Origin of the sequence: Duganella aceris (assembly GCF_011090165.1) — a bacterium.
GTDB classification, from domain to species: domain Bacteria; phylum Pseudomonadota; class Gammaproteobacteria; order Burkholderiales; family Burkholderiaceae_D; genus Rugamonas; species Rugamonas aceris.
Genome location: NZ_JAADJT010000003.1, coordinates 456,211 through 479,250, shown reverse-complemented (window position 1 = coordinate 479,250; position 23,040 = coordinate 456,211). Strand labels below are relative to the sequence as shown.

Below are 23,040 nucleotides of genomic sequence, written 5' to 3'. Positions count from 1 at the left end.
GGTTTTGTTAAAACAATTTATTTCATTCCCAAGGCCGCCGTCACCTTCAACACTTCGTCGGCGGTGGTGACGCCTTCCTGGATCTTCATCGCGCCGGCGATGCGCAGCGGCTTCATGCCGTCGGCCACGCTCTGGCGCCGCAGCGCCTGGATGTCGGTCTCCTCGCGCACCTGCTCGCTGAAGGCCTCGGTCACGGTCAGCAATTCATAGATGCCGGTGCGGCCGCGATAGCCGGTCTGGCGGCACTCGGGACAGCCGACCGGGCGGTACACCTTGTCCGGCTTGGGCAGCTGCCACATGCCGCCCAGGCTGTGCCAGATTTCGTCGCTCAGTTCGTCGCCCTCGGCCTTGCAGTCGGGGCACAGCGTGCGCACCAGGCGCTGCGCCATGATGCCGATCAGCGTCGCCTCCAGCAGGTAGTAGGGCACGCCCAGTTCCAGCAGCCGCATCACCGCCGACGGCGCGTCGTTGGTGTGCAAGGTCGACAGCACCAGGTGGCCGGTCAGCGCGGCCTGGATCGCCATCTCGGCGGTGGCCAGGTCGCGGATCTCGCCGACCATGATGATGTCCGGATCCTGCCGCATCAGCGCGCGCACGCCGTCGGCGAACGACAGGTCGATGCTGGCCTGCACCTGCATCTGGTTGAAGGCCGGCTCGACCATCTCGATCGGATCCTCCACCGTGCAGACGTTGACCTCCGACGTCGCCAGCGCCTTGAGCGTGGTGTACAGCGTGGTGGTCTTGCCGGAGCCGGTCGGCCCGGTGACCAGGATGATGCCGTGCGGGCGTTGCGTCAGCGCGTCCCAGCGTTGCGCGTCGTCGAGCGGGAAGCCCAGCTCCGGCAGCGTCTTGACCACCACGTCGGGATCGAAGATGCGCATCACCAGCTTTTCGCCGAACGCGGTCGGCAGTGTCGACAGGCGCAGCTCGACTTCCTGGCCGCCGGCGGTGCGGGTCTTGATGCGGCCGTCCTGCGGCCGGCGCTTCTCGATCACGTCCATCCGTCCCAGCAGCTTGATGCGCGCGGTCATCGCGATCATCACCACCGCCGGCACCTGGTACACCTGGTGCAGCACGCCGTCGATGCGGAAGCGGATCGCCGCCATGTCGCGCTTGGGTTCGAGGTGGATGTCGGAGGCGCGCTGCTCGAACGCGTATTGCCACAGCCAGTCGACGATGTTGATCACGTGCTGGTCGTTGGCGTCGACCTGCTTGTTGGTCTTGCCCAACTCCACCAGCTGCTCGAAGTTGTTGCGCAGCGCCAGGTCGTTGCCGTTGGATTTGTTGGCCTTCTTGATCGACTTGGCCAGGCTGAAGAATTGCGTCGTGTACTGCGCGATGTCGAGCGGGTTGGCGATCACGCGGCGGATCGCGCGGCGCGATATCTTGGCGATCTCGGCCTCCCATTCGACCGAGTACGGATCGGCGGTGGCCACCACCAGCGTGTCGCCGGTCAGCTCCACCGGCAGGATGTTGAAGCGCGCCGCGTAGCTGGCCGACATCACATCGGCCACCTTGGTGAAGTCGATCTTCAGCGGATCGATGCGGATGAAGGCCAGGCCGACCCGGGCCGCCAGCCATTCGCACAGCGCGTCCAGCGTCAGCAGCTTGTGCGGCGGCTTGGCCGACAGCAGCTTGCCGTGCGCCACCGCGCACAGCGGATGCATGGCGCCGGCGGCGTTCTTCAGGATCGCCTGGCTTTGCGCGTACAGGTCCTTGACCTCGGCCTTGCGGATCATGCCGTCGGCCAGCAGCCAGCTGTAGATCTGGTGCAGGTCGAGCGGCGCGGCGTGGGGCGCGGGCGTGCTTGCCGGGTTTGCTGACATCGGTGCGGCCACTTTCAAAAAAGATGCTACGTCGCGGCGATCCCTTTGACCCAGGACTTGGCCGGCAGTTTGGTGTCGGTGACGATCTGCGCCGCGCGCGCGGCCAGCGCCTCCAGGTCGACCGGACGCTTGCGCTTGAACGCGATCGCGACCACGTTACCATCATGCACCTGCGGCAGGCAAATGACTTGCTCGAACGCGAACTTGATCGCCTTGATGTTGCGCGCGTAGCTGGGATGGTCGCCGAACAGGTTGACCGTCATGATGCCGTCGTCGACCAGGCAGGCGTTGCAGGACTGGTAGAACTCGGCGCTGTCGAGCACCGGGCCGCGCGCGGTGGCGTCGTACAGGTCGACCTGCAGCACGTCCAGCGCGCCGGCGTTGGCCGGGTCGTTGACGAAGTCGAGCGCGTCCATCTCCAGCACGCGCAGGCGCGCGTCGTTGGCCGGCAGCTTGAACATCGAGGCGCAGATCGCGATCACCGACGGGTTCAGCTCGACCGCCGTCACCGCCGCCTCGGGGAAGGTGACGTAGCAGTACTTGGTCAGCGTCGCCGTGCCCAGGCCCAGCTGGGCGATGTGCTTCGGCTGCGGCTGCCACAGCATCCAGGTCATCATCTGCTGCGCGTACTCCAGCTCCGGCCAGTTCGGCTTGCGGATGCGCATCGCGCCCTGCACCCACTCGGTGCCGAAATGCAGATAGCGCACGCCGTCCTGTTCCGACAGCGTCACCGGCGCGTACTTCGGCTTGCGCGGCGCCGGGGTCGAGGCCGGACGCGAGGATTCTTCTTTTTCGATGGATTTTCTTTTGATCAGCATGGGGAGGCGGGCGACAGGGGATGAACCGGCATTATCCCGCGATGCCTTGCGGCAAAGCAAGCCGGAAAACGACAATGCCGGTCGCGGGACCGGCATTGCTGGGGAGGGAGGGGAAGGATCAGCGTTGCGCCGGTTCGACCACCACGCGCAGTTTGACGCGCTCGCCCGGATCGTAGGACATCACGCTGGTGTAGTTGCGGCCGCGATAGTCGTAGGTGACTTCATAGCCGGAGGTGCGCGATTCCCAATGATCGACGGTGCGGCACTGCTTGACCTGCTGGTCCTGCACGCCGCCGCTGTTCGGCAGGTTGGCGTTGTCGACGCGGTCGCCGACCAGCGCGCCGGCGATGGCGCCGGCGGCGGTGGCCACCGAACGGCCGGAGCCGCCGCCGACCTGGTTACCGGCCAGGCCGCCGACCAGGCCGCCCAGGATGGCGCCGCCGACGCCGCGCTGTGGCGCCGGTTGCTGCACCTGGACCACTTCGGTGCGGCACTCCTGGCGCGGACGATTGATTTGTTCCACCTGCGGCGTGACGCGCACCACACGGCCGAAATCTTCAAAATCGGCGGCCTGGGCGAAAGGCAGGGCGCTTACGCAAAGTACGGATGCGATCAGTTTGGCTTGCAAGTTCATTTGGTACCTCGTCTCGTTCAGGGTGTCTTATCAGGGATTCTGATATTGCATGCTATGTATAGTAATGCCGCGCCTTGCGCGACACTAGTGCATATCAGGTATCTGTAGCAACAAATTGTAACAGGCGCGCCGGTTTCGGGTCGCCGCCCTTACGCAGGGGCGAAATGTGCCCATTTGGCCCCTAAAACCCGGCAAAAAACTTCTGTTTTTAACAAATATTGCGCTAGGCATCACATTCGTGTTGATCTGGAAGGAACAACACGTTACCCTAATATGCGTATGGGATTCGACGAAAGACATTGAATCAGCCATGGCGCGCGCAGACCAGCCGCCGTGTAAAGTGGACAGGTGCTCAAATTATTTACTCATTAATTCACAAAATAGGCACTCCCGACAGTAAAGTGGACACACCGTACATGCCAGGTCAAATTGAGGGAAACATGAGTTTGCTGATGACCGTGCCACCCAACCTCGTGCAATCGATCCGCGCCTTCCGCGTGGTGGAGTTGCAGGAGGAGGCGGCCCGGCTGGAACACCACTTCCTGTACGCGCACTGCATCGCCGGCGCCACCAAGCAGCAAGTGTTGGGCATCATCGCGGAATCGTTCCAGTTTCCCAAAGGAATAGGCAAGAATTTCGACGGACTGCGGGAAACCCTGACCGAGACCATGTTCAAGGCCGGCACGCAGACCGGTTTCCTGGTGGTGCTGGAGCAATTGCCGAATACCCAAAAATTTGACAAGGAAGCACGGGAAACCCTGCTCGACGTCTTCCGCGACGCCGCCGATTACTGGGCCGACAAAAAAGTTCCATTCCGGGTGTTTTACTCCTTCGAGTAAGCCGGATCCCCTCCCGCAGCCGCGCCGGAGCGGGCTGATCGCGCCCCGGCGGCGCCTGCTGCATTGCAACAATTCTTGCCTTTTTATGGTCCTGTGCCTGTGGACAAGGTACAATGCCGGGCTATGAAAAACATCGTCATTCTTATTTCCGGTCGCGGCAGCAACATGGAAGCGCTGGTGCAGGCGGCAAAAGCCGAGCAATGGCCGGCCCGCGTGGTCGCCGTCATCAGCAACCGCGCCGACGCCTCCGGGCTGGCGTACGCCGCCGCGCAGGGAATCAAGACGGCTGTTGTTGCCAATAAAGACTATGCCAGCCGCGCCGAGTTCGACGCCGCGCTGCAAACCGTCATCGACGGTTACGCGCCCGATCTGGTGGTGCTGGCGGGGTTCATGCGGATTTTGACGGAGCAGTTTGTCGCGCACTACGCCGGCCGCCTGCTCAATATCCATCCATCGCTGCTGCCGCTGTTTCCGGGCCTGGCGACGCACGCGCAGGCGCTGGCCGCCGGCGTGGCGGAGCATGGCGCGACGGTGCATTTCGTAACGGCCGAACTCGATCACGGACCGATGGTGTTGCAAGCCGCCGTGCCCGTGTTGCCCGACGATACGGTCGAAACCCTGTCCGCCCGCGTGCTGGAGCAGGAACATGTCATCTACCCGCGCGCGGTGCGCTGGTTTGTCGAAGGCAGGTTGACGATAGCGCAGGGCGCGGTCCACGTGGACCACACAAAGTAAAACTAACCAAGGAATTCCATGAGATTGCCACCAGCGATACTCGCCAACGCCGAAGAAGTGTTGCGCGAGATTTTGCGCTTTGCCGCGCCGGCCGACACCACCCTGTCGCGCTATTTCAAAGACCATCCACGCCTGGGCGGCCGCGAACGCGGCGGCATCGCCGAGTGCATCTACAACGTGCTGCGCAATAAATCGTTCTACACCGATTTCTCGGAAGCCGGCGGCGGCGCCACCATGCGCCGCCTGACCCTGCTCGGCATGGCCGACGCGGTCGGCGTCGAGTCGCTGGGCGGCCTGAGCGAGGAAGAAGTGGCGTGGGTCGAGCGCATCCTGGCGATCGACCGCAAGGTGATGCACAAGTCGATGCGCTCCAACATGCCGAAGTGGCTGTTCGACAAGCTGGTCGAGCAGATGGGCGAAGAGGAAACGCTGCTGCTGGCCGACGGCGTCAACACCCCGGCGCCGCTGGACCTGCGCGTCAACAGCATGAAGGCGACGCGCGAAGCGGTGGCCGAGGAACTGGCGCTGGCGCCGATCCGCAGCACGCCGACGCCGTTCTCCCCGCTGGGCCTGCGCGTGCTGCAAAAGCCGGCGCTGCAAAACCTGCCGCTGTTCAAAAGCGGCGCGATCGAAGTGCAGGACGAGGGCAGCCAGGTGCTGTCCGCCATCGTCGGCGCCAAGCGCGGCGAGATGGTGGTCGACTTCTGCGCCGGCGCCGGCGGCAAGACGCTGGCGCTGGGCGCGATCATGCGCAACACCGGCCGCCTGTACGCGTTCGACGTGTCCGAGAAGCGCCTGGCCAAGCTGAAGCCGCGGCTGGCGCGCAGCGGCCTGTCGAACGTGCATCCGGTGCAGATCGCGCACGAGCGCGACGCCAAGATCAAGCGCCTGGCCGGCAAGATCGACCGCGTGCTGGTCGACGCGCCGTGCTCGGGCCTGGGCACCTTGCGCCGCAATCCGGACGTCAAGTGGCGCCAGAAGCCGGACTCGATCGGCGAACTGCAAGTCAAGCAGGCCGCGATCCTGGACGGCGCGGCGCGTCTGCTGAAGGGCGGCGGCCGCCTGGTCTACGCCACCTGCAGTTTCCTCGACGACGAGAACGACTTCATCGCCAAGCAATTCCTCGACACGCATCCGGACTTCGATCTGGTGCCGATGAGCAAAGTGCTGGCCGAGCAGAAGATCGATCTGGAGATGGGCGACTACCTGAAGCTGCTGCCGCACAAGCACCAGACCGACGGCTTCTTCGCCGCCGTGTTCGAGCGCAAGCCGATGGCCAAGAAAGTCGTCGTCAAGGACGAAGACGAAGCGGTCGAGGAATAATCGGCCCAAAGACGGGGTCAGGTCTGACATTCGTACACGAGCTCTGCCGTAGCGGTCGCTACGGCAGAGCTCGTGTACGAATGTCAGACCTGACCCCGTCTGTTGTTTACGTTAATCTACGCGTCTCCGTCACTCAGCATTTATTTCAATGGCCCAACAGCAACCACTCCTGAACCTGATCGAAGACCTGACCGGCGATATCCGCGACCCCAGCCTGCTGTGGCAGCTGGCCGCCATCATCGGCTCGGTGATCCTGGGCTTCACGCTGGCGCGGCTGTTGAAGAAACGCTTCGGCCGCCGCGACGAGACGCATACCAGCATGATGCGCTTCGGCGTCGAGAGTTTCGGCCGGGTGCTGGCGCCGCTGGCGGTGGTCGGCCTGCTGGCGCTGGCGCGGCTGGTGCTGGTCAAGTATCACTTCCACGTCAACCTGATCAAGGTGGCGCTGCCGATCTTCGGCTCGCTGGCGGTGATCCGCTTCACCTTCTACGTGCTGCGCCGTGTGTTCGCGCGCAGCAGCGGCACGGTCAGCCCGACCATGCTGGCCTTCGAGAAAATCTTCCAGCTGCTGGTGTGGCTGGCCTTCGTGCTGTACATCACCGGCCTGTGGTTCGACGTCTACGAATACCTGGAGGCGACCATCCTGCCGATCGGCAAGTACAAGGTGTCGATCGCCGACATCCTGCAGGCCACGCTGTCGGTGGTGGTGCTGCTGATGCTGGCGCTGTGGGCCGGCGCCGCGATGGAAGAGTGGCTGATGAAGGTGCAGGGCATGCACACCAACCTGCGGGTGGTGGTGGCGCGCACCGCGCGCGCGGTGCTGATCCTGGTGGCTGTGCTGATGAGCCTGTCGCTGGTGGGGATCGACCTGACCGTGCTGTCGGTGTTCGGCGGCGCGCTCGGCGTCGGCCTCGGCCTGGGCTTGCAGAAGATCGCCAGCAACTACGTGTCCGGCTTCGTGATCCTGCTGGACCGCAGCCTGACCATCGGCGACATGATCACGGTCGACAAGTACAGCGGTATCGTCACCCGTATCAACACCCGCTACACGGTGCTGCAGGGCCTGGACGGCATGGAGTCGATCGTGCCGAACGAGATGCTGGTGTCGGGCGCGGTGCAGAATTCGTCGCTGTCGAGCAGCATGGTGAATATTTCGACCAAGGTGTCGGTGGCCTACGACAGCGACGTCGACAGCGTGCTCAAGTTGCTGGAGGAGGCGGCGCTGACGGTCGAGCGCGTGCGCAAGGACAAGCCGCCGTCGGGCACCCTGCTGAGCTTTGGCGCCGACGGCCTGGACCTCCAGCTGAGCTTCTGGATCAACGATCCGCAGAACGGCCGCGGCGGCGTGACCTCCGACGTCAACCGCGCGATCTGGCGCGCGCTGAAGGACAACAACATCTCGGTGCCGTTCCCGCAGCGCGAAATGCGCATTCTGGGGCCGATTCCGGCGCCGCTGGCGGACGCGCCGGCGACGGCGGAAAGCACGACCGTGCCAAAGGAATAGTGTGTGACGGCTGGAAAAGCTTCCTCAAGTCAGCATTAATTCAGCGTACAATATAGTTCAAAAGTACGACTGAGGGACTTCCCGCGCCTGCCAAAAGCGCAATGTTATCGGAACGACCGGACAGCGAGACATGCCCACTTTGGAGTAGTAATGAGCTTTAGTTTAAATGCAGTATTGGATTTTTTGTCGAACGGCGTCACCCGACTCACCGCATGGCAAGTTTTCTTCTATACGATGGCGGTCACCCACATCACCATCGCCAGCGTCACCATTTACCTGCACCGCCATCAAGCGCACCGCGCGCTGGAGCTGCACGCCATTCCTAGCCACTTCTTCCGTTTCTGGCTGTGGCTGACCACCGGCCAGGTGACCAAGGAGTGGGCCTCGATCCACCGCAAGCACCACGCCAAGTGCGACACCGAGGAAGATCCGCACAGCCCGGTCACGCGCGGCATCAAGAAAGTCTTCTGGGAAGGCGCCGAGCTGTACCGCGTCGAATCGAAAAACCAGGAAACCATGGACAAGTACGGCCACGGCACGCCGGATGACTGGATCGAACGCAATGTCTACACGCGCTTCAGCGCGTCGGGCGTGGTGGCGCTGCTGGTCATCAACTTCCTGCTGTTCGGCGTCATCGGCATCACCGTCTGGGCGGTGCAGATGGTGTGGATTCCGATCACGGCGGCCGGCATCATCAACGGCATCGGCCACTACTGGGGCTACCGCAACTACGATTGCGCCGACGCGGCCACCAACATCATCCCGTTCGGCCTGCTGATCGGCGGCGAGGAATTGCACAACAACCACCACACCTTCGCCACCTCGGCCAAGCTGTCGTCGAAATGGTACGAGTTCGACATCGGCTGGGGCTACATCCGCGCGCTGGAGATGATGGGCCTGGCCAAGGTCAAGAAGCTGGCGCCGGAGCCGAAGTTCGCCAAGGACAAGCTGGAAGCCGACTTCGAGACACTGCAATCGGTGATCGCCAACCGCTACGACGTCATGGCCAAGTACGCCAAGTCGATGAAGCACGCCTGGAAGGAAGAGATCGAACACCTGAAGGACAAGGCGCAGCTGGAGGCGCGTTTCCTCAAATCGTCGCGCAAGCTGATGCAGCGCGAGCCGGGCAAACTGGAAGCGCCGCAGCAGCAGCAGCTGGTGGAGCTGTTCCAGCACAGCAAGGCGCTGGAAACCATGCACAATATGCGCGTGGAACTGGGCGTGATCTGGGAGCGCTCGCACTTCACCCGCGACCAGCTGCTGCACAAGCTGCAGGACTGGTGCAACCGCGCCGAAGGCTCGGGCATCAAGTCGCTGCAGGATTTCTCGTTGCGTCTGCGCAGCTACGCTTAACAGCAAGTATTGATACAATCAAGCGGCCCTGCGGGGCCGTTTTTCATTTGCAGAGGAAGAGATATGGGATGGCGTAGTGTGTTGGTGGGCGCGGCGATGGCATTGGCCTTGTCGCCGGCGGCGCGGGCGGGCGACTGGACGGTGCGTTTCGACGGCGCCGGTCCGCTGAAGATCGGCATGGGGTTCGACACGGTCAACAAGATACTGGGCGAGAAGCTGGCGCGCACGCCGAAGGAATTGCGCAGCGCGCCGAACTGCTTCCAGGCCGAGCCGGCGCGCCAGCCGGGCTTGCTGCTGATGTTCATCGACGACGTGCTGAAGCGGGTCGACGTGATGGAGGAGGGCATCGCCTCCGAGCGCGGCATCGCGCTGGGCGACGCGGTCGCCAAGGTCGAGCGCAGCTACGGCGAGGCCATCGTGCGCGCCCAGCAGCTGCGCGATCCGTCCGAGCAGACGCTGACGGTGATGGCCGGCGGCGGCCAGTATGCGCTGCGCTTCGAGACCGGCAAGGGCAAGGTCACCGGCATGTACGCCGGCGAATGGCAGCAGGTGCTGCACACCGAAGGCTGCCTGTCCAAATAAAAAAAAGCCGCTGAGCGTGAGCTGAGCGGCTTTTTTTTCGGAACGAAGATCGGATTACTTGATCTTGGTTTCTTTGAACATAACGTGCTTGCGTGCTTTAGGATCGAACTTCATGATCTCCATTTTAGCAGGCGTGGTGCGCTTGTTCTTGGTAGTGGTGTAGAAGAAACCCGTACCTGCGGTCGATTCCAGTTTGATTTTGTCGCGGCCAGTTTTTGCCATGGTAGCTCCCTAATTAGACTTTTTCGCCACGGGCGCGCATATCGGCCAGGACGGCATCGATGCCGACCTTGTCGATGACGCGCAGACCAGCGTTGGACAGACGCAGGGAGACCCAGCGGTTTTCAGATTCAACAAAAATACGACGGTTCTGCAGGTTAGGCAGGAAACGACGTTTGGTTTTGTTGTTTGCGTGGGAAACATTGTTGCCGACCATCGGCTTCTTCCCAGTAACTTGGCAAACACGTGCCATAACGCACTCCTTAAAAGACATTCCACAATTGGAAAAACGAGAGTATATCCAAAAAACTCAGCTTTTTCAATGACTTGTGAAAAACAATTGTGTCATGCGCATCTAGAAAAATTTAACAATTTCGGATTCGACGGTAAACCCTTGAGCCGATAGGGGTAAACTCAGAGCTGGCCATGCTCGGCGAACGAATGGACTTGATGTCCGGCGACCACAAAATGATCCAGGATGCGGATATCCACCAGCGCCAGCGCCTGCATCAGCGCCCGCGTCAGCAGCAGGTCGGATTCGCTGGGATCGGGCGTGCCGGACGGGTGGTTGTGGGCCAGCATGACGCTGGCGGCGTTGCGCGCCAGCGCTTCCTTGACCACTTCGCGCGGATAGACGCTGGTGTGTGTCAAGGTGCCGCGAAACATTTCCTTGGCCTCGATCAGCCGGTTCTTCACATCGAGGAACAATACATGGAACGATTCGAAGGGCTTACCGGCGAACGCCAGCCGCAGGTATTCCTTCACCGCCTTTGGCGAGCCCAGCGTCGCGCCGGCCTTCATTTCCTCCATGATGGCGCGGCGGGCCAGCTCCATCACCGCCTGCAACTGCGCGAACTTGGCCGGACCCAGGCCGTGGATGGCGGAAAACTCGCCCAGGCTGGCGGCGAACAAGGCTTGCAGTGAGCCAAAATGGTGCACCATATCCGTTCCCAGCTGCACCGCGTCCTTGCCGGGCACGCCGACCCGCAGGAATATCGCCAGCAATTCGGCGTCGGTCAGCGCCTGCGCGCCTTCGCGGATCAGCCGTTCGCGCGGGCGCAGCTGCGCCGGCCAGTTATTGATCGTCATCGATATCCTCCGTAAATCGACACGGCCGGCGGGCGCAAGCGGCAAGGTGGCTTACAATATAGCCTTTGCCAGCTTACCGAGCCTTAAGTCATGTCTATCGCGCAACCCGTCGTCACCCAATCGGCCTATCTCACCCTGCATTATCGTCTCGCCTCGCTGGACGGTACTGATATCGTGTCAACCTTCAGCGGAAATCCCGCCACGCTAATGCTGGGCCAGGGCCAGCTGGCGCCGGTGCTGGAGGAGCTGCTGATCGGCCTGCCGGAAGGCACGCACAAGACTTTCGAGCTGGAACCGGGCGTCGGCTTCGGCCCGCGCAATCCGGAACTGGTGCGCGAAGTCACGCGCGCCACGCTGGACGAGAATTCGGTGCCGGGCGCCGACTACAAGGTGGGCGACCTGGTCGACTTCGCCGCGCCGGGCGGCGGCCGCTTTGCCGGCATCCTGCGCGAACTGGGCGATGACACCTGCCTGTTCGACTTCAACCACCCGCTGGCCGGCCAACCGCTGAAATTCGAAGTCAACCTTATTTCCGTACTCTGAGGAAGTCCATGAGCGATAAAGAAATCCTGTTGGCCCAGCCGCGCGGTTTTTGCGCCGGCGTCGACCGCGCCATTGAAATCGTCGAGCGCGCATTGCTGCAGTTCGGCGCGCCGATCTACGTGCGCCATGAAATCGTCCACAACGCCTATGTGGTGGAAGATCTGCGCAACAAGGGGGCGATCTTCATCGAGGACCTGGACGACGTCCCGGCCGGCAACACGCTGGTGTTCTCGGCGCACGGCGTGTCCAAGGCGGTGCGCGCCGAGGCGGAATCGCGCGGCCTGAGCATTTTCGACGCCACCTGTCCGCTGGTGACCAAGGTCCACGTCGAAGTCGCCAAGATGCGCAAGCAGGGCTGCGAGATCGTCATGATCGGCCACGACGGCCATCCGGAAGTCGAAGGCACGATGGGCCAGACCGAAGAGGGCATGTACCTGGTCGAAACCGTGGCCGACGTCGCCACGCTGAACGTCGCCAAACCCGACCAGCTGGCCTACGTTTCGCAGACAACGTTGTCGGTGGACGACACCGCCGACATCATCGCGGCGCTGAAGCTCAAATATCCGGCGATTATCGAACCGAAAAAAGGCGACATTTGCTACGCCACCACCAACCGGCAGGAAGCCGTGAAGTTCATGGCGCCGCAGGTCGAGGTGGTGATCGTGGTCGGCAGTCCGAACAGCTCCAATTCCAACCGCCTGCGCGAAGTGGCGGAGAAGAAGGGCACCCCCGCCTACATGGTCGACAACGCCACGCAGATCGAAGCGGCATGGCTGGAGGGCAAGCAGCGCGTGGGCGTCACGGCCGGCGCGTCGGCGCCGGAGGTGCTGGTGCAGGCGGTGATCGACCGGCTCAAGGAACTGGGCGCGCGCAGCGTGCGTCCGCTCGACGGTGTGCAGGAATCGGTCACCTTCCCGATGCCCAGAGGCTTGGACGGCATTCCGAAGAGCGCACCAATCAAGGGCACGGCCTGAAGAATCCATGGCCGACACGGAATTTAATTCAGGGAGTGCCGAATTATTCCGCAGTTAGTTTGCCCTAATTCTCGCTATTATTTGCCTCGCTCTAAAAAGTTGTCGTTTCTGCTTATAAACTGGGGCGACCTTGGACACCGGTCAGGCACGAAACTTGCATTTTGAACGCGTAGTCAACGGCGGCACTACGGGGACACCCTCCCCGGGTGCCGTTTTTGTTACTTGAATCGTCTGTGCAGGCATAACACATAGTAAAGGCACTCTGAATGGATACTTTTATCCAACAAATTATTAATGGGCTGGTGCTCGGCAGCATGTATGCACTGGTCGCGCTGGGCTACACCATGGTGTACGGCGTCCTCAACCTGATCAACTTCGCGCACGGCGACGTGCTGATGATCGGCGCGATGACCGGCCTCACCATCCTCAACATCCTCAACCAGCACTTCCCCGACATGCCCGGCTACATCAAGCTGGCGATCGCCATCGGCGGCGCCATCCCGGTCTGCATGATCGTCAACGTGCTGATCGAACGCATCGCCTACCGCCGCCTGCGCAACGCGCCACGGCTGGCGCCGCTGATCACGGCGATCGGCGTGTCGACCTTGCTCAACACCTTCGCGATGATGATCTGGGGCCGCAACCCGCTGCCGTTCCCGCAGCTGTTGTCGTCGGAACCGGTCGCCATCGGCGGCGCGCTGATCTCGCCGACGCAGATCCTGCTGCTGGCGCTGGCGCTGGTGTCGATGGCCGGGCTGGTGCTGCTGGTGGAAAAAACCAAGATGGGCCGCGCCATGCGCGCCACGGCGGAAAATCCCCGCGTCGCCGGTCTGATGGGCGTCGATTCGAACAAGGTCATCATCGCCACCTTCGCGCTGGGCGCGGCGCTGGCTGCGGTGGCCGGCGTGATGTGGGGCGCCAACTACGCGTCGATCCAGTTCTCGATGGGCTTCCTGCCCGGTTTGAAGGCGTTCTGCGCGGCGGTGCTGGGCGGTATCGGCAACATTTACGGCGCGATGCTGGGCGGGATCGTGCTCGGCATTATCGAAAGCCTGGGCGCCGGCTACATCGGCGACCTGACCGGCGGCTTCCTCGGCAGCCACTACCAGGACATCTTCGCCTTCGTGGTGTTGATCATCGTGCTGACGGTCCGTCCGTCCGGCATCATGGGCGAACGCGTCGCCGACCGCGCTTAAGGGAGACAGCATGGCTATTCTGAATTTCGACGTATCCCGCAATCCGCGCAAGGCCTACAGCAGCATGGCGGTGGTGTTCATCGCGCTGCTGGTGTTCCCGTTCTTCGCTGCGCAGTTCGGCAACTCGTGGGTGCGCATCGCCGACATGGCGCTGCTGTATATCATGCTGGCGCTGGGCCTGAACATCGTGGTCGGCTTCGCCGGCCTGCTCGACCTGGGCTATATCGCCTTCTACGCGGTGGGCGCCTACCTGGCCGGCCTGCTGGCCTCGCCGCAGTTCGCGACCTTGCTGGAATCGGTCATCAACCAATATCCGGTGCTGGGCGAATCGCTGGTGGCCTTGTTCGGGCCGGAGATCCAGCAAAACGGCATCCACCTGTCGGTGTGGGTGATCGTGCCGCTGGCGGCGGCGCTGGCCGGCTTCTTCGGCGCGCTGCTGGGCGCGCCGACGCTGAAGCTGCGCGGCGACTACCTGGCCATCGTGACCCTGGGCTTCGGCGAGATCATCCGCATCTTCATGAACAACCTGAACGAGCCGATCAACTTCACCAACGGTCCGCAGGGCATCAACCTGATCGATCCGATCCGCGTGTTCGGCGTCAACCTGGCCGGCGAGGCCGGCTCGCGCGCCAACGTCGTGGTCGGCGGTTTCTCGATGCCGTCGGTGAACGCCTACTATTTCCTGTTCCTGCTGCTGTGCATCGCGGTGGTGTTCGTCACCTCGCGCCTGCAACACTCGCGCCTGGGCCGCGCCTGGGTCGCGATCCGCGAAGACGAGATCGCCGCCAAGGCGATGGGCATCAACACCCGCAACGTCAAGCTGCTGGCGTTCACGATGGGCGCCTCGTTCGGCGGTGTCGCCGGCGCGATGTTCGCCTCGTTCCAGGGCTTCGTGTCGCCGGAATCGTTCTCGCTGACCGAATCGATCGCCGTGCTGGCGATGGTGGTGCTGGGCGGCATCGGCCACATCCCGGGCGTGATCATGGGCGGCGCGCTGCTGGCGGCCTTGCCGGAGATCCTGCGCCACGTGGTGGAACCGCTGCAGGAGAAACTGTTCGGCCACGTGCTGATCGAAGCCGAAGTGCTGCGCCAGCTGCTGTACGGCCTGGCGATGGTGCTGATCATGCTGAATCGTCCGGCCGGCCTGTGGCCAGCGCCGAAGCATGAAGACCGTCCCGACGGCGACTCCGACACCAAAGATCAATCGTCCGGCACCGTGGCGGCCTGAGGAAAGCAGAAATGAGCGAACAAGTAATTCTCCACATCGCCGGCGTCAACAAGCGCTTCGGCGGCTTGCAGGCGCTGACCGATGTCAGCATCAAGATCATGAAGGGCCAGATCTACGGCCTGATCGGCCCGAACGGCGCCGGCAAGACCACCTTCTTCAACGTCATCACCGGCCTGTACCAGCCGGACACCGGCACCTTCGAGCTGGGCGGCAAGCCGTATTCGCCGTCCGCGCCGCATGAGGTGGCCAAGGCCGGCATCGCCCGCACCTTCCAGAACATCCGCCTGTTCGGCGAGATGACCGCGCTGGAGAACGTCATGGTCGGCCGCCACGTGCGCTCGCACCAAGGCGTGTTCGGCGCCGTGTTCCGCCACAAGGCGGCGCGCGAGGAGGAGGCGGCGATCCGCAAGCGCTCGCAGGAGCTGCTGGACTTCGTCGGCATCGGCAAATTCGCCAACCGCACCTCGAAATTCCTGTCCTACGGCGATCAGCGCCGGTTGGAGATCGCGCGCGCGCTGGCCACCGATCCGCAGCTGCTGGCGCTGGACGAGCCGGCCGCCGGCATGAACGCCACCGAGAAGCTGGCGCTGAAGGAGTTGCTGGTCAAGATCAAGGAGCAGGGCAAGACCGTGCTGCTGATCGAGCACGACGTCAAGATGATGATGAGCCTGTGCGACCGTCTGATGGTGCTGGAATACGGCAAGCCGATCGCGGAGGGCCTGCCGGCGGAAATACAAAGCAATAAGGCTGTGATTGAAGCCTATCTGGGAGGATCGCACTAATGAGCGACAACGTTCTTAAAGTATCGGGACTGAAAGTCGCGTACGGCGGCATCAAGGCCGTCAAGGGTATCGATCTGGAAGTGAACAAGGGCGAGCTGATCGCGCTGATCGGCGCCAACGGCGCCGGCAAGACCACGACTTTGAAAGCCATCACCGGCACGCTGCCGCCTTGCAAAGTCGAGGGCACGATCACCTACCAGGGTGAATCTTTAAAAGGCAGCAAGTCCTTCCATCTGGTTGAGAAGAAACTCGCGATGGTGCCGGAAGGCCGCGGCGTATTCACCCGCATGTCGATTCACGAGAATCTGATGATGGGCGCTTACACGCGCAACGATAAAGCCGGCATCGATGCGGATATCGCCAAATGGTTCGATGTCTTCCCGCGGTTGAAGGAACGCTCGGCGCAGATGGCCGGCACCTTGTCCGGCGGCGAGCAGCAAATGCTGGCGATGGCGCGCGCGTTGATGTCGCATCCTAATCTGCTGTTATTGGATGAGCCGTCGATGGGCTTGTCGCCGATTATGGTGGAAAAGATTTTCGAGGTGATCCGCAATGTCTCGAAAGAGGGCATCACCATACTGCTGGTGGAGCAGAATGCGAAGCTCGCCCTGCAAGCCGCGCATCGCGGTTATGTCATGGATTCCGGCAATATCACCATGGGCGGCAACGCCCAGGACATGCTGGACGATCCCCGCGTCAAAGCCGCCTACCTCGGCGAATAAAAAAAAGCCCCGGCACGTGACCGGGGCTTTTTACCATGGAGGCCGGCGCGCTGGCGCGCCGGCTTATTCCATCTTATTTCTTTGGTGCGAACTTGGCGCCGGCGGCGGTGAATTGGCTCACTGCCGACGTCAGGTTGCTTTCAATCGATTCAGCGGCTTGCTTGGCGGTGCGGGTGAATTGCTCGTAACCCGCGTTGGCGTTGCCGATTGCCGATTTCAACATGGCGACCGCGTTTTCGCTGCCGGCCGGTGCGTTTTTGCTCACTTCTTCAACCAGCGAAATCACTTTGCGGTTGGTTTCAGCGATCTGGGTTTCAGCGGCTTTGCTGAATTCAGCGCTGGTGCTCGAAGCGATGCTCGCCAGGTGACGGCCATAAGCAATGGTTTTTTCCGCGTTTGGCTGAGCCTGAGCACTGGCCAGCGAGAAGAATTCTTGCGGGTCTTTGGCCGACAGCAGTTGCTTGGTGGTGGCCGACGATTCTTCCAGCGATGCCTTGGCAGCGGTCAGGTTCAGGTCGACGAATTTCTCCACGCCTTCAAACGCTTTGTTGGTCAGGGCCGAGAAGATAGCGAACTGGGCTTCAAAGTTGGCTTTGGTCGCATTGGAAAATTGCTCAGGGATCGAAAACATGTATAAATCTCCAGGAAAATAGTCATTGAATGAATAGTGCTGTTTCTACCGTCGGTGAGAAACAAACATCCTCGTTTCAGACCGATCAACAAATTGTGCAACGCAACAAACTCGATTTTACGGCCTTAAAAAATTAAGTCAAGCGATTTTTTGTGCGTTGCATCAAAGCATGCGATGTTGTCATGCGTTAGGGAAATAGCCGCACCGCTGATGGGAAAGCGCCAGCCGTGATAGACTCAAGCCCTCCGAATCGGCGCCTGACATCGGCGCCGATTTCCTTGCAGTCCGATAGTCAGACGACATGCCCGATACCCCGATCGCCGTTGCCGCCCCCCGGCATGCCACTTTTTTGTCGCCGATGCCGCTGTTTTTCGTGGTGTTGTGGAGCAGCGGCTTCATCGTCGCCAAGTTCGGCCTGCCGTACGCGCCGCCGCTGACCTTCCTGCTGCTGCGCTTCCTTGGCGTGCTGGTGTTCCTGGTGCCGGCCGTGCTGCTGCTGAAGGCGCCCTGGCCACACGGAAAGATCCGCCAGATCGCGCTGGCCGGACTGTTGGTGCAGGGCGGTTACCTGATCGGCGTCTGGTGCGCCATCAAGCTGGGCATGCCGGCCGGGCTGTCGGCGCTGATCGTCGGTATGCAGCCGATCCTGACCGCGTTCGCCGCGCCATTGATCGGGGAGAAAGTGCTGCCGCGACAATGGCTTGGATTGCTGTTCGGGCTGGGAGGGGTGGCGCTGGTGGTGGCCGCCAAGATCAAGCTGGTCGGCTTGTCGGCCGATGCCATTCTGTTGTGCGTGCTTGCACTGTTATCGATCACGGCCGGGACGCTGTACCAGAAACGTTATTGCCCGCAATTCGACTTGCGCACGGGCACAGTGATCCAGTTCACCGCGTCCATCGTGCTGGTGTTGCCGCTGGCGATACTGTTTGAAGGGCTGGGCCCGGATTTTGCTGCGGTGCAGTGGACGCTGCGCTTTATCGGTGCATTGCTGTGGTCGGTGCTGGGCCTGTCGATCGGCGCGATTTTCCTGTTGTTCGCCTTGATCCGCCGCAGCGACGCCACGCAGGTCACCAGCTTGCTGTATCTGACGCCGCCGACCACCGCCGTGATGGCCTGGCTGATGTTCGGCGAAGCGTTCAACGCCCTCGGCATAGCGGGCATGGTGCTGGCGGTGACCGGCGTGATATTTGTGGTGAAGAAAACCAAATGAGCGAGGATGCATTGATTTCCACTCCCGATCAGCAGGCCGTCGACAGCGCGATCACTTCGCGCCGCTCGATCCGCGCCTATCTGCCGACGCCGGTGGCGGCGGAGGACATCGCGCAGATCCTGCAGGTGGCGGCGCGCGCGCCGTCCGGCACCAATACCCAGCCGTGGAAAGTCTATGTTTTGCAGGGCGAGCGCAAGCGGGCGTTGTCTTCTGCGATTTTGGCCATACATAATGATCCAGAGCAGGCCAAACTGCACAAGGAAGAATACGCCTATTACCCGAGTGTATGGGTCTCGCCGTTCATCGAACGCCGGCGCAAGGTCGGCTGGGATTTATACGCGCTGCTGGGCCTGACGCGCGACAACAAGGCCGGCATGGCGGCCCAGCACGGCCGCAACTACGAATTTTTCGGCGCCCCGGTGGGGCTGATCTTCACCATCGACCGCATCATGGAGCAGGGCTCCTGGCTGGACTACGGCATGTTTTTGCAGAACATCATGGTGGCGGCGCGCGGGCGCGGGCTGGATACCTGCCCGCAGGCGGCCTTCACGCAATACCATCAGGTAATCGGCGAGGTGCTCGGCCTGCCTGAGAATGAAACCGTGGTCTGCGGCATGGCGCTCGGCGTGGCGGATATGACAAAAATCGAGAATACTTTGATCACGGAGCGGATGCCGGTCGAAGAATTTGTTAAATTTATAGAGTAAGTTGTCGTTTAATACCAGCTTGTGTTTTGCGTATGGCGCTTACGCAACCAATGATGCGATCAATGTTAAATTTGCTTGCGATAGCTCAGCGTTTTGCTACACTGCAACGAGAGTTGTATGACTTCTTCTTTGGGGAACCGAATGTATAAACTAGCGTTAAGTGCGCTCATTTCGCTGATGTTTGCATCCGCCGCCGTCACGGCCGCGCCGGTTTCCGGCGTCGACGGCGCCTCGCCGAAAAAGCAGCAAATCAAGAAGGCCAAGCGGCAACCGATACGGATCGCGGCGGCGGACGCCAGCGACCGCGTGGTCAAGCGCGTCACCAAGGTCAACGGCCGCCGCAAGGTGGTGTACCAACGCGTCATCACCGCCGCGCCGGCCTTGCCGACGATGGGCGACCTCGCCGGCCTGAACCTGACGCGCGATCCGCTCGATCTCGCCTCCAACGTGGCGCTGGTGCTGGACCAGGCCAACTCGGAAGTCCTGTTCGAAAAGAATTCCAACGTCGCCTTGCCGATCGCTTCGATCACCAAGATGATGACCGGGCTGGTGGTGGTCGAAGCCAAGCAGGACATGGATGAAGTGCTGACCGTGACCGACGAGGATGTCGACCGCGAAAAATTCAGCAGCTCGCGGCTGAAGGTCGGCGCCAAGCTGACCCGCGCCAACATGCTGCACGTCGCGCTGATGAGCTCGGAAAACCGCGCCGCCTCGGCGCTGGGCCGCAACTACCCGGGCGGCAAGCCGGCGTTTGTCGAAGCGATGAACGCCAAGGCGCGCGAACTGGGCATGACCGACACCCACTACGTCGATTCCAGCGGTTTGTCGAAAATGAATGTGGCCAGCGCGCGCGACCTGGCCAAGCTGGCGATGGCGGCGTATCAGCAGCCGATGCTGCGCCAGTTCTCGACCGACGCCAAGGCGATGATCGAAACGCCGAACGGCCGTCCGATGCAGTTCGGCACCACCAACCATCTGGTGGCCAGTCCTGACTGGGCCATCGGCCTGCAGAAAACCGGCTTCATCAACGAAGCGGGCCGCTGCCTGATGATGCAGGCCGTGATCGAAGGCCGCTCGGTGATCATGGTGTTCCTGGATTCCAAGGGCAAGCAGTCGCGGACCGCCGACGCGGGCCGCATGCGCAAATGGCTGGAAGCGCTGAAGCCGGCCGGCTTCGGCAACGGCGCGCCGGCTTACACCACCGGGATGTAACCGAGGGTGGCGGAAATCCGGCTTGCGGTCTGCACCAGGTCTTCCAGCCACTCTTCCTGCAGACGGTCGGCCGGCGCCGAGATCGACAGCCCGGCAATCAGCTTGCCGCTGTCGTCGTAGATGCCGGCGGCCATGCAGCGCACTCCCAATTCCAATTCCTCGTTGTCGCGCGAATAGCCGCGCGACTTCACCAGGCTGAGCTCGCGCTCCAGCTTGCCCAGATCCGTGATCGAATTCTTGTTGTGCCCGGCGAGGCCGGTGCGCGTGGCGTAGGCGCGGATGGCTTTCGGCTCGTCCACCGACAGGAACAACTTGCCGGTCGACGTCAGGTGCAGCGGGCCGCGGCCGCCGATGGCGCGCACCACCTGCATCCCGGAACGCTCCGAGAACGCGCGGTCGATGTAGACGATCTCGTCGCCCTGGCGCACCGACAGGTTGATGGTCTGCTGGGTCTTTTTGTGCAGTGCACGCATGAAATCCAGCGCAGCCTCGCGCACCGACAGCCGGCTCTTGACCACATTGCCCAGTTCCAGCAGGCGCATGCCGAGCCGGTAGGTGCCCGGCTCGATGCGGTCGACGAAGCGCGTCAGCACCATGTCGTTGAGGATGCGGTGCGCGGTCGACGGGTGCAGGCCGGAGACCTTGGACAGTTCCTTCAGGCTCACGGGATCGGGATATTTGGCCAGCGCATCGAGCAGCGCCACCATGCGCTCGATCACTTGGATAGTGGTCTTTTGCTCGGGAACGGGTTCGATTTTCATGATGTGGTTGGTGCAGTGCAGTATTCGATACTCACTTTATACCATAATGTGGAAAAAATCGGAATTGCATGCATAATACGCCATTGTTATTTTTAGCTCAATCATGGAACCAGTCAGCGAATTCAAGAGCAAGAGCGGCCTGAAACGGATTTTTTCGGCTTTTTTCTATTCCATCGACGGCCTGCGGGCGGCGTGGAAACACGAGCATGCGTTCCGCCAGGAGTTGGGGTTGTTCGTGGTCGGCGCCGTCGTGGCGATGCTGCTGAAGGTCTCCGCCTTCGAGAAGCTGGTGCTGATCGGCGTGTTGACGCTGGTATTGATCGTGGAATTGATCAATTCCGCCATCGAAGCGGTGGTGGACCGGATCTCGCTGGAGCGCCATCCCTTATCCAAGAACGCCAAGGATTTCGGCAGCGCCGCCGTGCTGCTGGCCTGCCTGCTGGCGGCGGCCACGTGGGCGGTGGTGCTGTTCAATCGCTTCTACTGAGCTATATAAGGTTTTGGTATATAGAATTTCCAAAAACTTAGTTCTCCTTTATAAAGAAGCGGATTAATCTGGAGACCTTCACAAATAGGGGAATCAGATGTTGTCCAAAAAAATTATCGCCGCCGCCATCCTGGCCGTCTCCGCCGTCGCTCCCGCGCTGGCGGCGGACATTTCGCTGCTGAACGTCTCGTATGACCCTACGCGTGAACTGTATCAGGACGTCAACACCGCTTTCGCCAAGGAATGGAAAGCCAAGACCGGCGACACGCTGAAGATCAAGCAATCGCACGGCGGTTCCGGCAAACAAGGCCGCGCCGTGATCGATGGGCTGGAAGCGGACGTGGTGTCGCTGGCGCTGGCCTACGACATCGACGCCATCGCCGAGCACAAGCTGCTGGCGCCGGACTGGCAGAAAAAACTGCCGCACAACAGCACCCCGTACACCTCGACCATCGTGTTCCTGGTCCGCAAGGGCAATCCTAAAGGCATCAAGGACTGGAACGACCTGGTCAAGCCGGGCGTGGCCGTCATCACCCCGAATCCGAAAACCTCCGGCGGCGCCCGCTGGAACCACCTTGCCGCCTACGGCTACGCGCTGCGCCAGCCGGGCGGCAGCGAAGCCACCGCCAAGGACTTCCTGACCAAGCTGTACAAGAACGTGCCGGTGCTGGATTCCGGCGCACGCGGCGCCACCACCACCTTCGTCGAGCGCGGCATCGGCGACGTGCTGATCGCGTGGGAAAACGAAGCGCTGCTGGCGATCAAGGAACTGGGTCCGACCAAGTTCGACATCGTCGCGCCTTCGGTCTCGATCCTGGCGGAACCGCCGGTCGCCGTGGTGGATAAAGTGGTCGACAAGCGCGGCACCCGCAAGGTGTCCGAGGCCTACCTGAACTTCCTCTACACCGACGAAGCGCAGGACATCATCGCCAAGAACTACTACCGTCCGGCCACCGCCAAGGCGGCGAAGAAATATGCGGCGCAGTTCCCCAACGTGAAGCTGTTCACGCTGGCCGACGTCGCCGGCGACTGGACCAAGGCGCAGAAGACCCACTTCGCCGACGGTGGCCTGTTCGACCAGATCTACGCGCCGAAGTAAGCACGATGAACGGCGCGCTCGGCCAGTTTCGCGTATTGCTCGCTCCCGGTCTGCATGACAGCGGCCCGGAGCACTGGCAGAGCCGCTGGCAGCGCCTGTTCCCCGCCTTCGAGCGGATCGAGCAGGACGACTGGGAAGCGCCGGACCTGGCGCGCTGGTCGGCCCGCGTCGACGAAGTGCGGCAACGCGACCGCCGGCCGACGCTGATCGTGGCGCACAGCTTCGGCGGCCTGGCCACGGTGCACAGCCTGGCGCGCGATGCGGCCGGCGTCGCCGGGGTGCTGCTGGTGGCGCCGGCCGATCCGGACAAGTTCGGTGTGGCCGAGCTGCTGCCGCAGCAGACGCTGCCGGTGCCGAGCATCATGGTGGGCAGCACCGACGATCCCTGGATGGCCGCGCCGCGCGCCGAACTGTGGGCGCAACGCTGGGGCAGCCGCTTCATCAACGGCGGCGCGCTCGGCCATATCAACGCCGAATCGGGCCTGGGCGATTGGCCCGAGGGGCTCGAAACATTGTATTTTTTAGCAGAAAAGGTGCAAAATAGCGCGCTGACGGCAGGTTGAATG

Annotated in this window: 26 protein-coding genes; 18 read left to right on the top strand and 8 right to left on the bottom strand. The window is 62.1% G+C overall.

The genetic code is table 11. From position 1 onward, the window contains the following. Positions 1-17: 17 nt before the first annotated feature. From tfpB to GW587_RS09380, 3 genes are all read right to left on the bottom strand, one after another. Positions 18-1,826, bottom strand: a complete 1,809-nt coding sequence (gene tfpB, locus GW587_RS09390) for a type IV pilus assembly ATPase TfpB (RefSeq protein ID WP_166101451.1) — start codon at positions 1,824-1,826, stop codon at positions 18-20. A gap of 26 nt (positions 1,827-1,852) precedes the next feature. Beyond that, positions 1,853-2,644: a spermine/spermidine synthase domain-containing protein gene (locus GW587_RS09385; RefSeq protein ID WP_166101448.1), complete on the bottom strand. Its 792-nt coding sequence runs from the start codon at positions 2,642-2,644 to the stop codon at positions 1,853-1,855. Positions 2,645-2,762: 118 nt separating this feature from the next. Then, a complete protein-coding gene (locus GW587_RS09380) occupies positions 2,763-3,278 on the bottom strand; it encodes a glycine zipper 2TM domain-containing protein (protein WP_166101445.1) in 516 nt (171 codons plus the stop codon). A 440-nt stretch (positions 3,279-3,718) separates the two neighbouring features. On the opposite strand from GW587_RS09380, the gene GW587_RS09375 reads away from it, so the two are divergent. From GW587_RS09375 to GW587_RS09350, 6 genes are all read left to right on the top strand, one after another. Continuing rightward, on the top strand, positions 3,719-4,117 hold the full coding sequence (locus GW587_RS09375; RefSeq protein WP_166101443.1) for a barstar family protein: 399 nt from the start codon (positions 3,719-3,721) through the stop codon (positions 4,115-4,117). Positions 4,118-4,240: 123 nt separating this feature from the next. Then, a complete protein-coding gene (gene purN / locus GW587_RS09370) occupies positions 4,241-4,852 on the top strand; it encodes a phosphoribosylglycinamide formyltransferase (protein WP_166101440.1) in 612 nt (203 codons plus the stop codon). Positions 4,853-4,870: 18 nt separating this feature from the next. Further along, on the top strand, positions 4,871-6,175 hold the full coding sequence (locus GW587_RS09365; RefSeq protein WP_166101438.1) for an RsmB/NOP family class I SAM-dependent RNA methyltransferase: 1,305 nt from the start codon (positions 4,871-4,873) through the stop codon (positions 6,173-6,175). Positions 6,176-6,323: 148 nt separating this feature from the next. Continuing rightward, positions 6,324-7,679, top strand: coding sequence for a mechanosensitive ion channel family protein (locus tag GW587_RS09360; RefSeq protein ID WP_166101435.1), 1,356 nt, complete (start codon positions 6,324-6,326; stop codon positions 7,677-7,679). A 150-nt stretch (positions 7,680-7,829) separates the two neighbouring features. Next, positions 7,830-9,032, top strand: coding sequence for a DesA family fatty acid desaturase (locus GW587_RS09355; RefSeq protein ID WP_166101433.1), 1,203 nt, complete (start codon positions 7,830-7,832; stop codon positions 9,030-9,032). Between the two features lie 63 nt (positions 9,033-9,095). After that, complete coding sequence (locus GW587_RS09350; RefSeq protein ID WP_166101430.1) at positions 9,096-9,614, top strand: hypothetical protein; 519 nt, start codon at positions 9,096-9,098, stop codon at positions 9,612-9,614. Between the two features lie 54 nt (positions 9,615-9,668). Here GW587_RS09350 and rpmG read toward each other — a convergent pair whose 3' ends face one another. The 3 genes from rpmG to radC all read right to left on the bottom strand — a co-directional run bounded on the left by rpmG (position 9,669) and on the right by radC (position 10,922). Beyond that, positions 9,669-9,836: a 50S ribosomal protein L33 gene (rpmG, locus tag GW587_RS09345; protein WP_008451489.1), complete on the bottom strand. Its 168-nt coding sequence runs from the start codon at positions 9,834-9,836 to the stop codon at positions 9,669-9,671. 13 nt (positions 9,837-9,849) lie between these two features. Beyond that, positions 9,850-10,086, bottom strand: a complete 237-nt coding sequence (rpmB, locus tag GW587_RS09340) for a 50S ribosomal protein L28 (RefSeq protein WP_008451488.1) — start codon at positions 10,084-10,086, stop codon at positions 9,850-9,852. A 161-nt stretch (positions 10,087-10,247) separates the two neighbouring features. Beyond that, positions 10,248-10,922 carry a RadC family protein gene (gene radC / locus GW587_RS09335; RefSeq protein WP_166101428.1) on the bottom strand — a complete coding sequence of 225 codons (675 nt, stop codon included), beginning with the start codon at positions 10,920-10,922 and terminating at the stop codon, positions 10,248-10,250. Between the two features lie 90 nt (positions 10,923-11,012). On the opposite strand from radC, the gene GW587_RS09330 reads away from it, so the two are divergent. The 6 genes from GW587_RS09330 (at position 11,013) to GW587_RS09305 (ending at position 16,367) form a co-directional block, all read left to right on the top strand. Beyond that, a complete protein-coding gene (locus GW587_RS09330; protein WP_166101426.1) occupies positions 11,013-11,465 on the top strand; it encodes an FKBP-type peptidyl-prolyl cis-trans isomerase in 453 nt (150 codons plus the stop codon). Between the two features lie 8 nt (positions 11,466-11,473). Beyond that, positions 11,474-12,439, top strand: coding sequence for a 4-hydroxy-3-methylbut-2-enyl diphosphate reductase (gene ispH / locus GW587_RS09325; protein ID WP_166101423.1), 966 nt, complete (start codon positions 11,474-11,476; stop codon positions 12,437-12,439). 266 nt (positions 12,440-12,705) lie between these two features. Then, a complete protein-coding gene (locus GW587_RS09320; RefSeq protein ID WP_166101421.1) occupies positions 12,706-13,635 on the top strand; it encodes a branched-chain amino acid ABC transporter permease in 930 nt (309 codons plus the stop codon). A 10-nt stretch (positions 13,636-13,645) separates the two neighbouring features. Then, complete coding sequence (locus GW587_RS09315; protein WP_166101419.1) at positions 13,646-14,863, top strand: ABC transporter permease subunit; 1,218 nt, start codon at positions 13,646-13,648, stop codon at positions 14,861-14,863. A gap of 11 nt (positions 14,864-14,874) precedes the next feature. After that, entirely contained in the window at positions 14,875-15,645 is a 771-nt protein-coding gene (locus GW587_RS09310; RefSeq protein ID WP_166101417.1) for an ABC transporter ATP-binding protein, read from the top strand. After that, the gene (locus GW587_RS09305; protein WP_166101415.1) at positions 15,645-16,367 is read left to right on the top strand and encodes an ABC transporter ATP-binding protein; all 723 of its coding nucleotides are present in this window, start codon (positions 15,645-15,647) and stop codon (positions 16,365-16,367) included. Before GW587_RS09310 ends, GW587_RS09305 begins: the two co-directional genes overlap by 1 nt. 73 nt (positions 16,368-16,440) lie before the next feature. Here GW587_RS09305 and phaP read toward each other — a convergent pair whose 3' ends face one another. Further along, positions 16,441-16,998: a TIGR01841 family phasin gene (gene phaP / locus GW587_RS09300; RefSeq protein ID WP_166101413.1), complete on the bottom strand. Its 558-nt coding sequence runs from the start codon at positions 16,996-16,998 to the stop codon at positions 16,441-16,443. Positions 16,999-17,299: 301 nt separating this feature from the next. Between phaP and GW587_RS09295 the strand changes: the two genes are divergently transcribed. The 3 genes from GW587_RS09295 to pbpG all read left to right on the top strand — a co-directional run bounded on the left by GW587_RS09295 (position 17,300) and on the right by pbpG (position 20,127). Beyond that, positions 17,300-18,208, top strand: a complete 909-nt coding sequence (locus tag GW587_RS09295; RefSeq protein ID WP_166101411.1) for a DMT family transporter — start codon at positions 17,300-17,302, stop codon at positions 18,206-18,208. A gap of 11 nt (positions 18,209-18,219) precedes the next feature. Then, the gene (locus tag GW587_RS09290) at positions 18,220-18,915 is read left to right on the top strand and encodes a nitroreductase (protein WP_166101658.1); all 696 of its coding nucleotides are present in this window, start codon (positions 18,220-18,222) and stop codon (positions 18,913-18,915) included. Between the two features lie 141 nt (positions 18,916-19,056). Continuing rightward, positions 19,057-20,127, top strand: a complete 1,071-nt coding sequence (pbpG, locus tag GW587_RS09285) for a D-alanyl-D-alanine endopeptidase (protein WP_166101408.1) — start codon at positions 19,057-19,059, stop codon at positions 20,125-20,127. Here the strand turns inward: pbpG and GW587_RS09280 are convergent. Next, positions 20,109-20,888, bottom strand: a complete 780-nt coding sequence (locus GW587_RS09280; protein ID WP_166101406.1) for an IclR family transcriptional regulator — start codon at positions 20,886-20,888, stop codon at positions 20,109-20,111. The two genes, pbpG and GW587_RS09280, sit on opposite strands and share 19 nt — an antisense overlap. Positions 20,889-20,991: 103 nt before the next feature. Here GW587_RS09280 and GW587_RS09275 point away from each other — a divergent pair, with 103 nt between their 5' ends. The 3 genes from GW587_RS09275 to GW587_RS09265 all read left to right on the top strand — a co-directional run bounded on the left by GW587_RS09275 (position 20,992) and on the right by GW587_RS09265 (position 23,037). Next, entirely contained in the window at positions 20,992-21,375 is a 384-nt protein-coding gene (locus GW587_RS09275; protein WP_166101404.1) for a diacylglycerol kinase, read from the top strand. A 97-nt stretch (positions 21,376-21,472) separates the two neighbouring features. Continuing rightward, a complete protein-coding gene (locus GW587_RS09270) occupies positions 21,473-22,474 on the top strand; it encodes a sulfate ABC transporter substrate-binding protein (protein WP_166101401.1) in 1,002 nt (333 codons plus the stop codon). A 5-nt stretch (positions 22,475-22,479) separates the two neighbouring features. Next, positions 22,480-23,037 carry an RBBP9/YdeN family alpha/beta hydrolase gene (locus GW587_RS09265; RefSeq protein WP_166101398.1) on the top strand — a complete coding sequence of 186 codons (558 nt, stop codon included), beginning with the start codon at positions 22,480-22,482 and terminating at the stop codon, positions 23,035-23,037. Positions 23,038-23,040 lie beyond the last annotated feature (3 nt).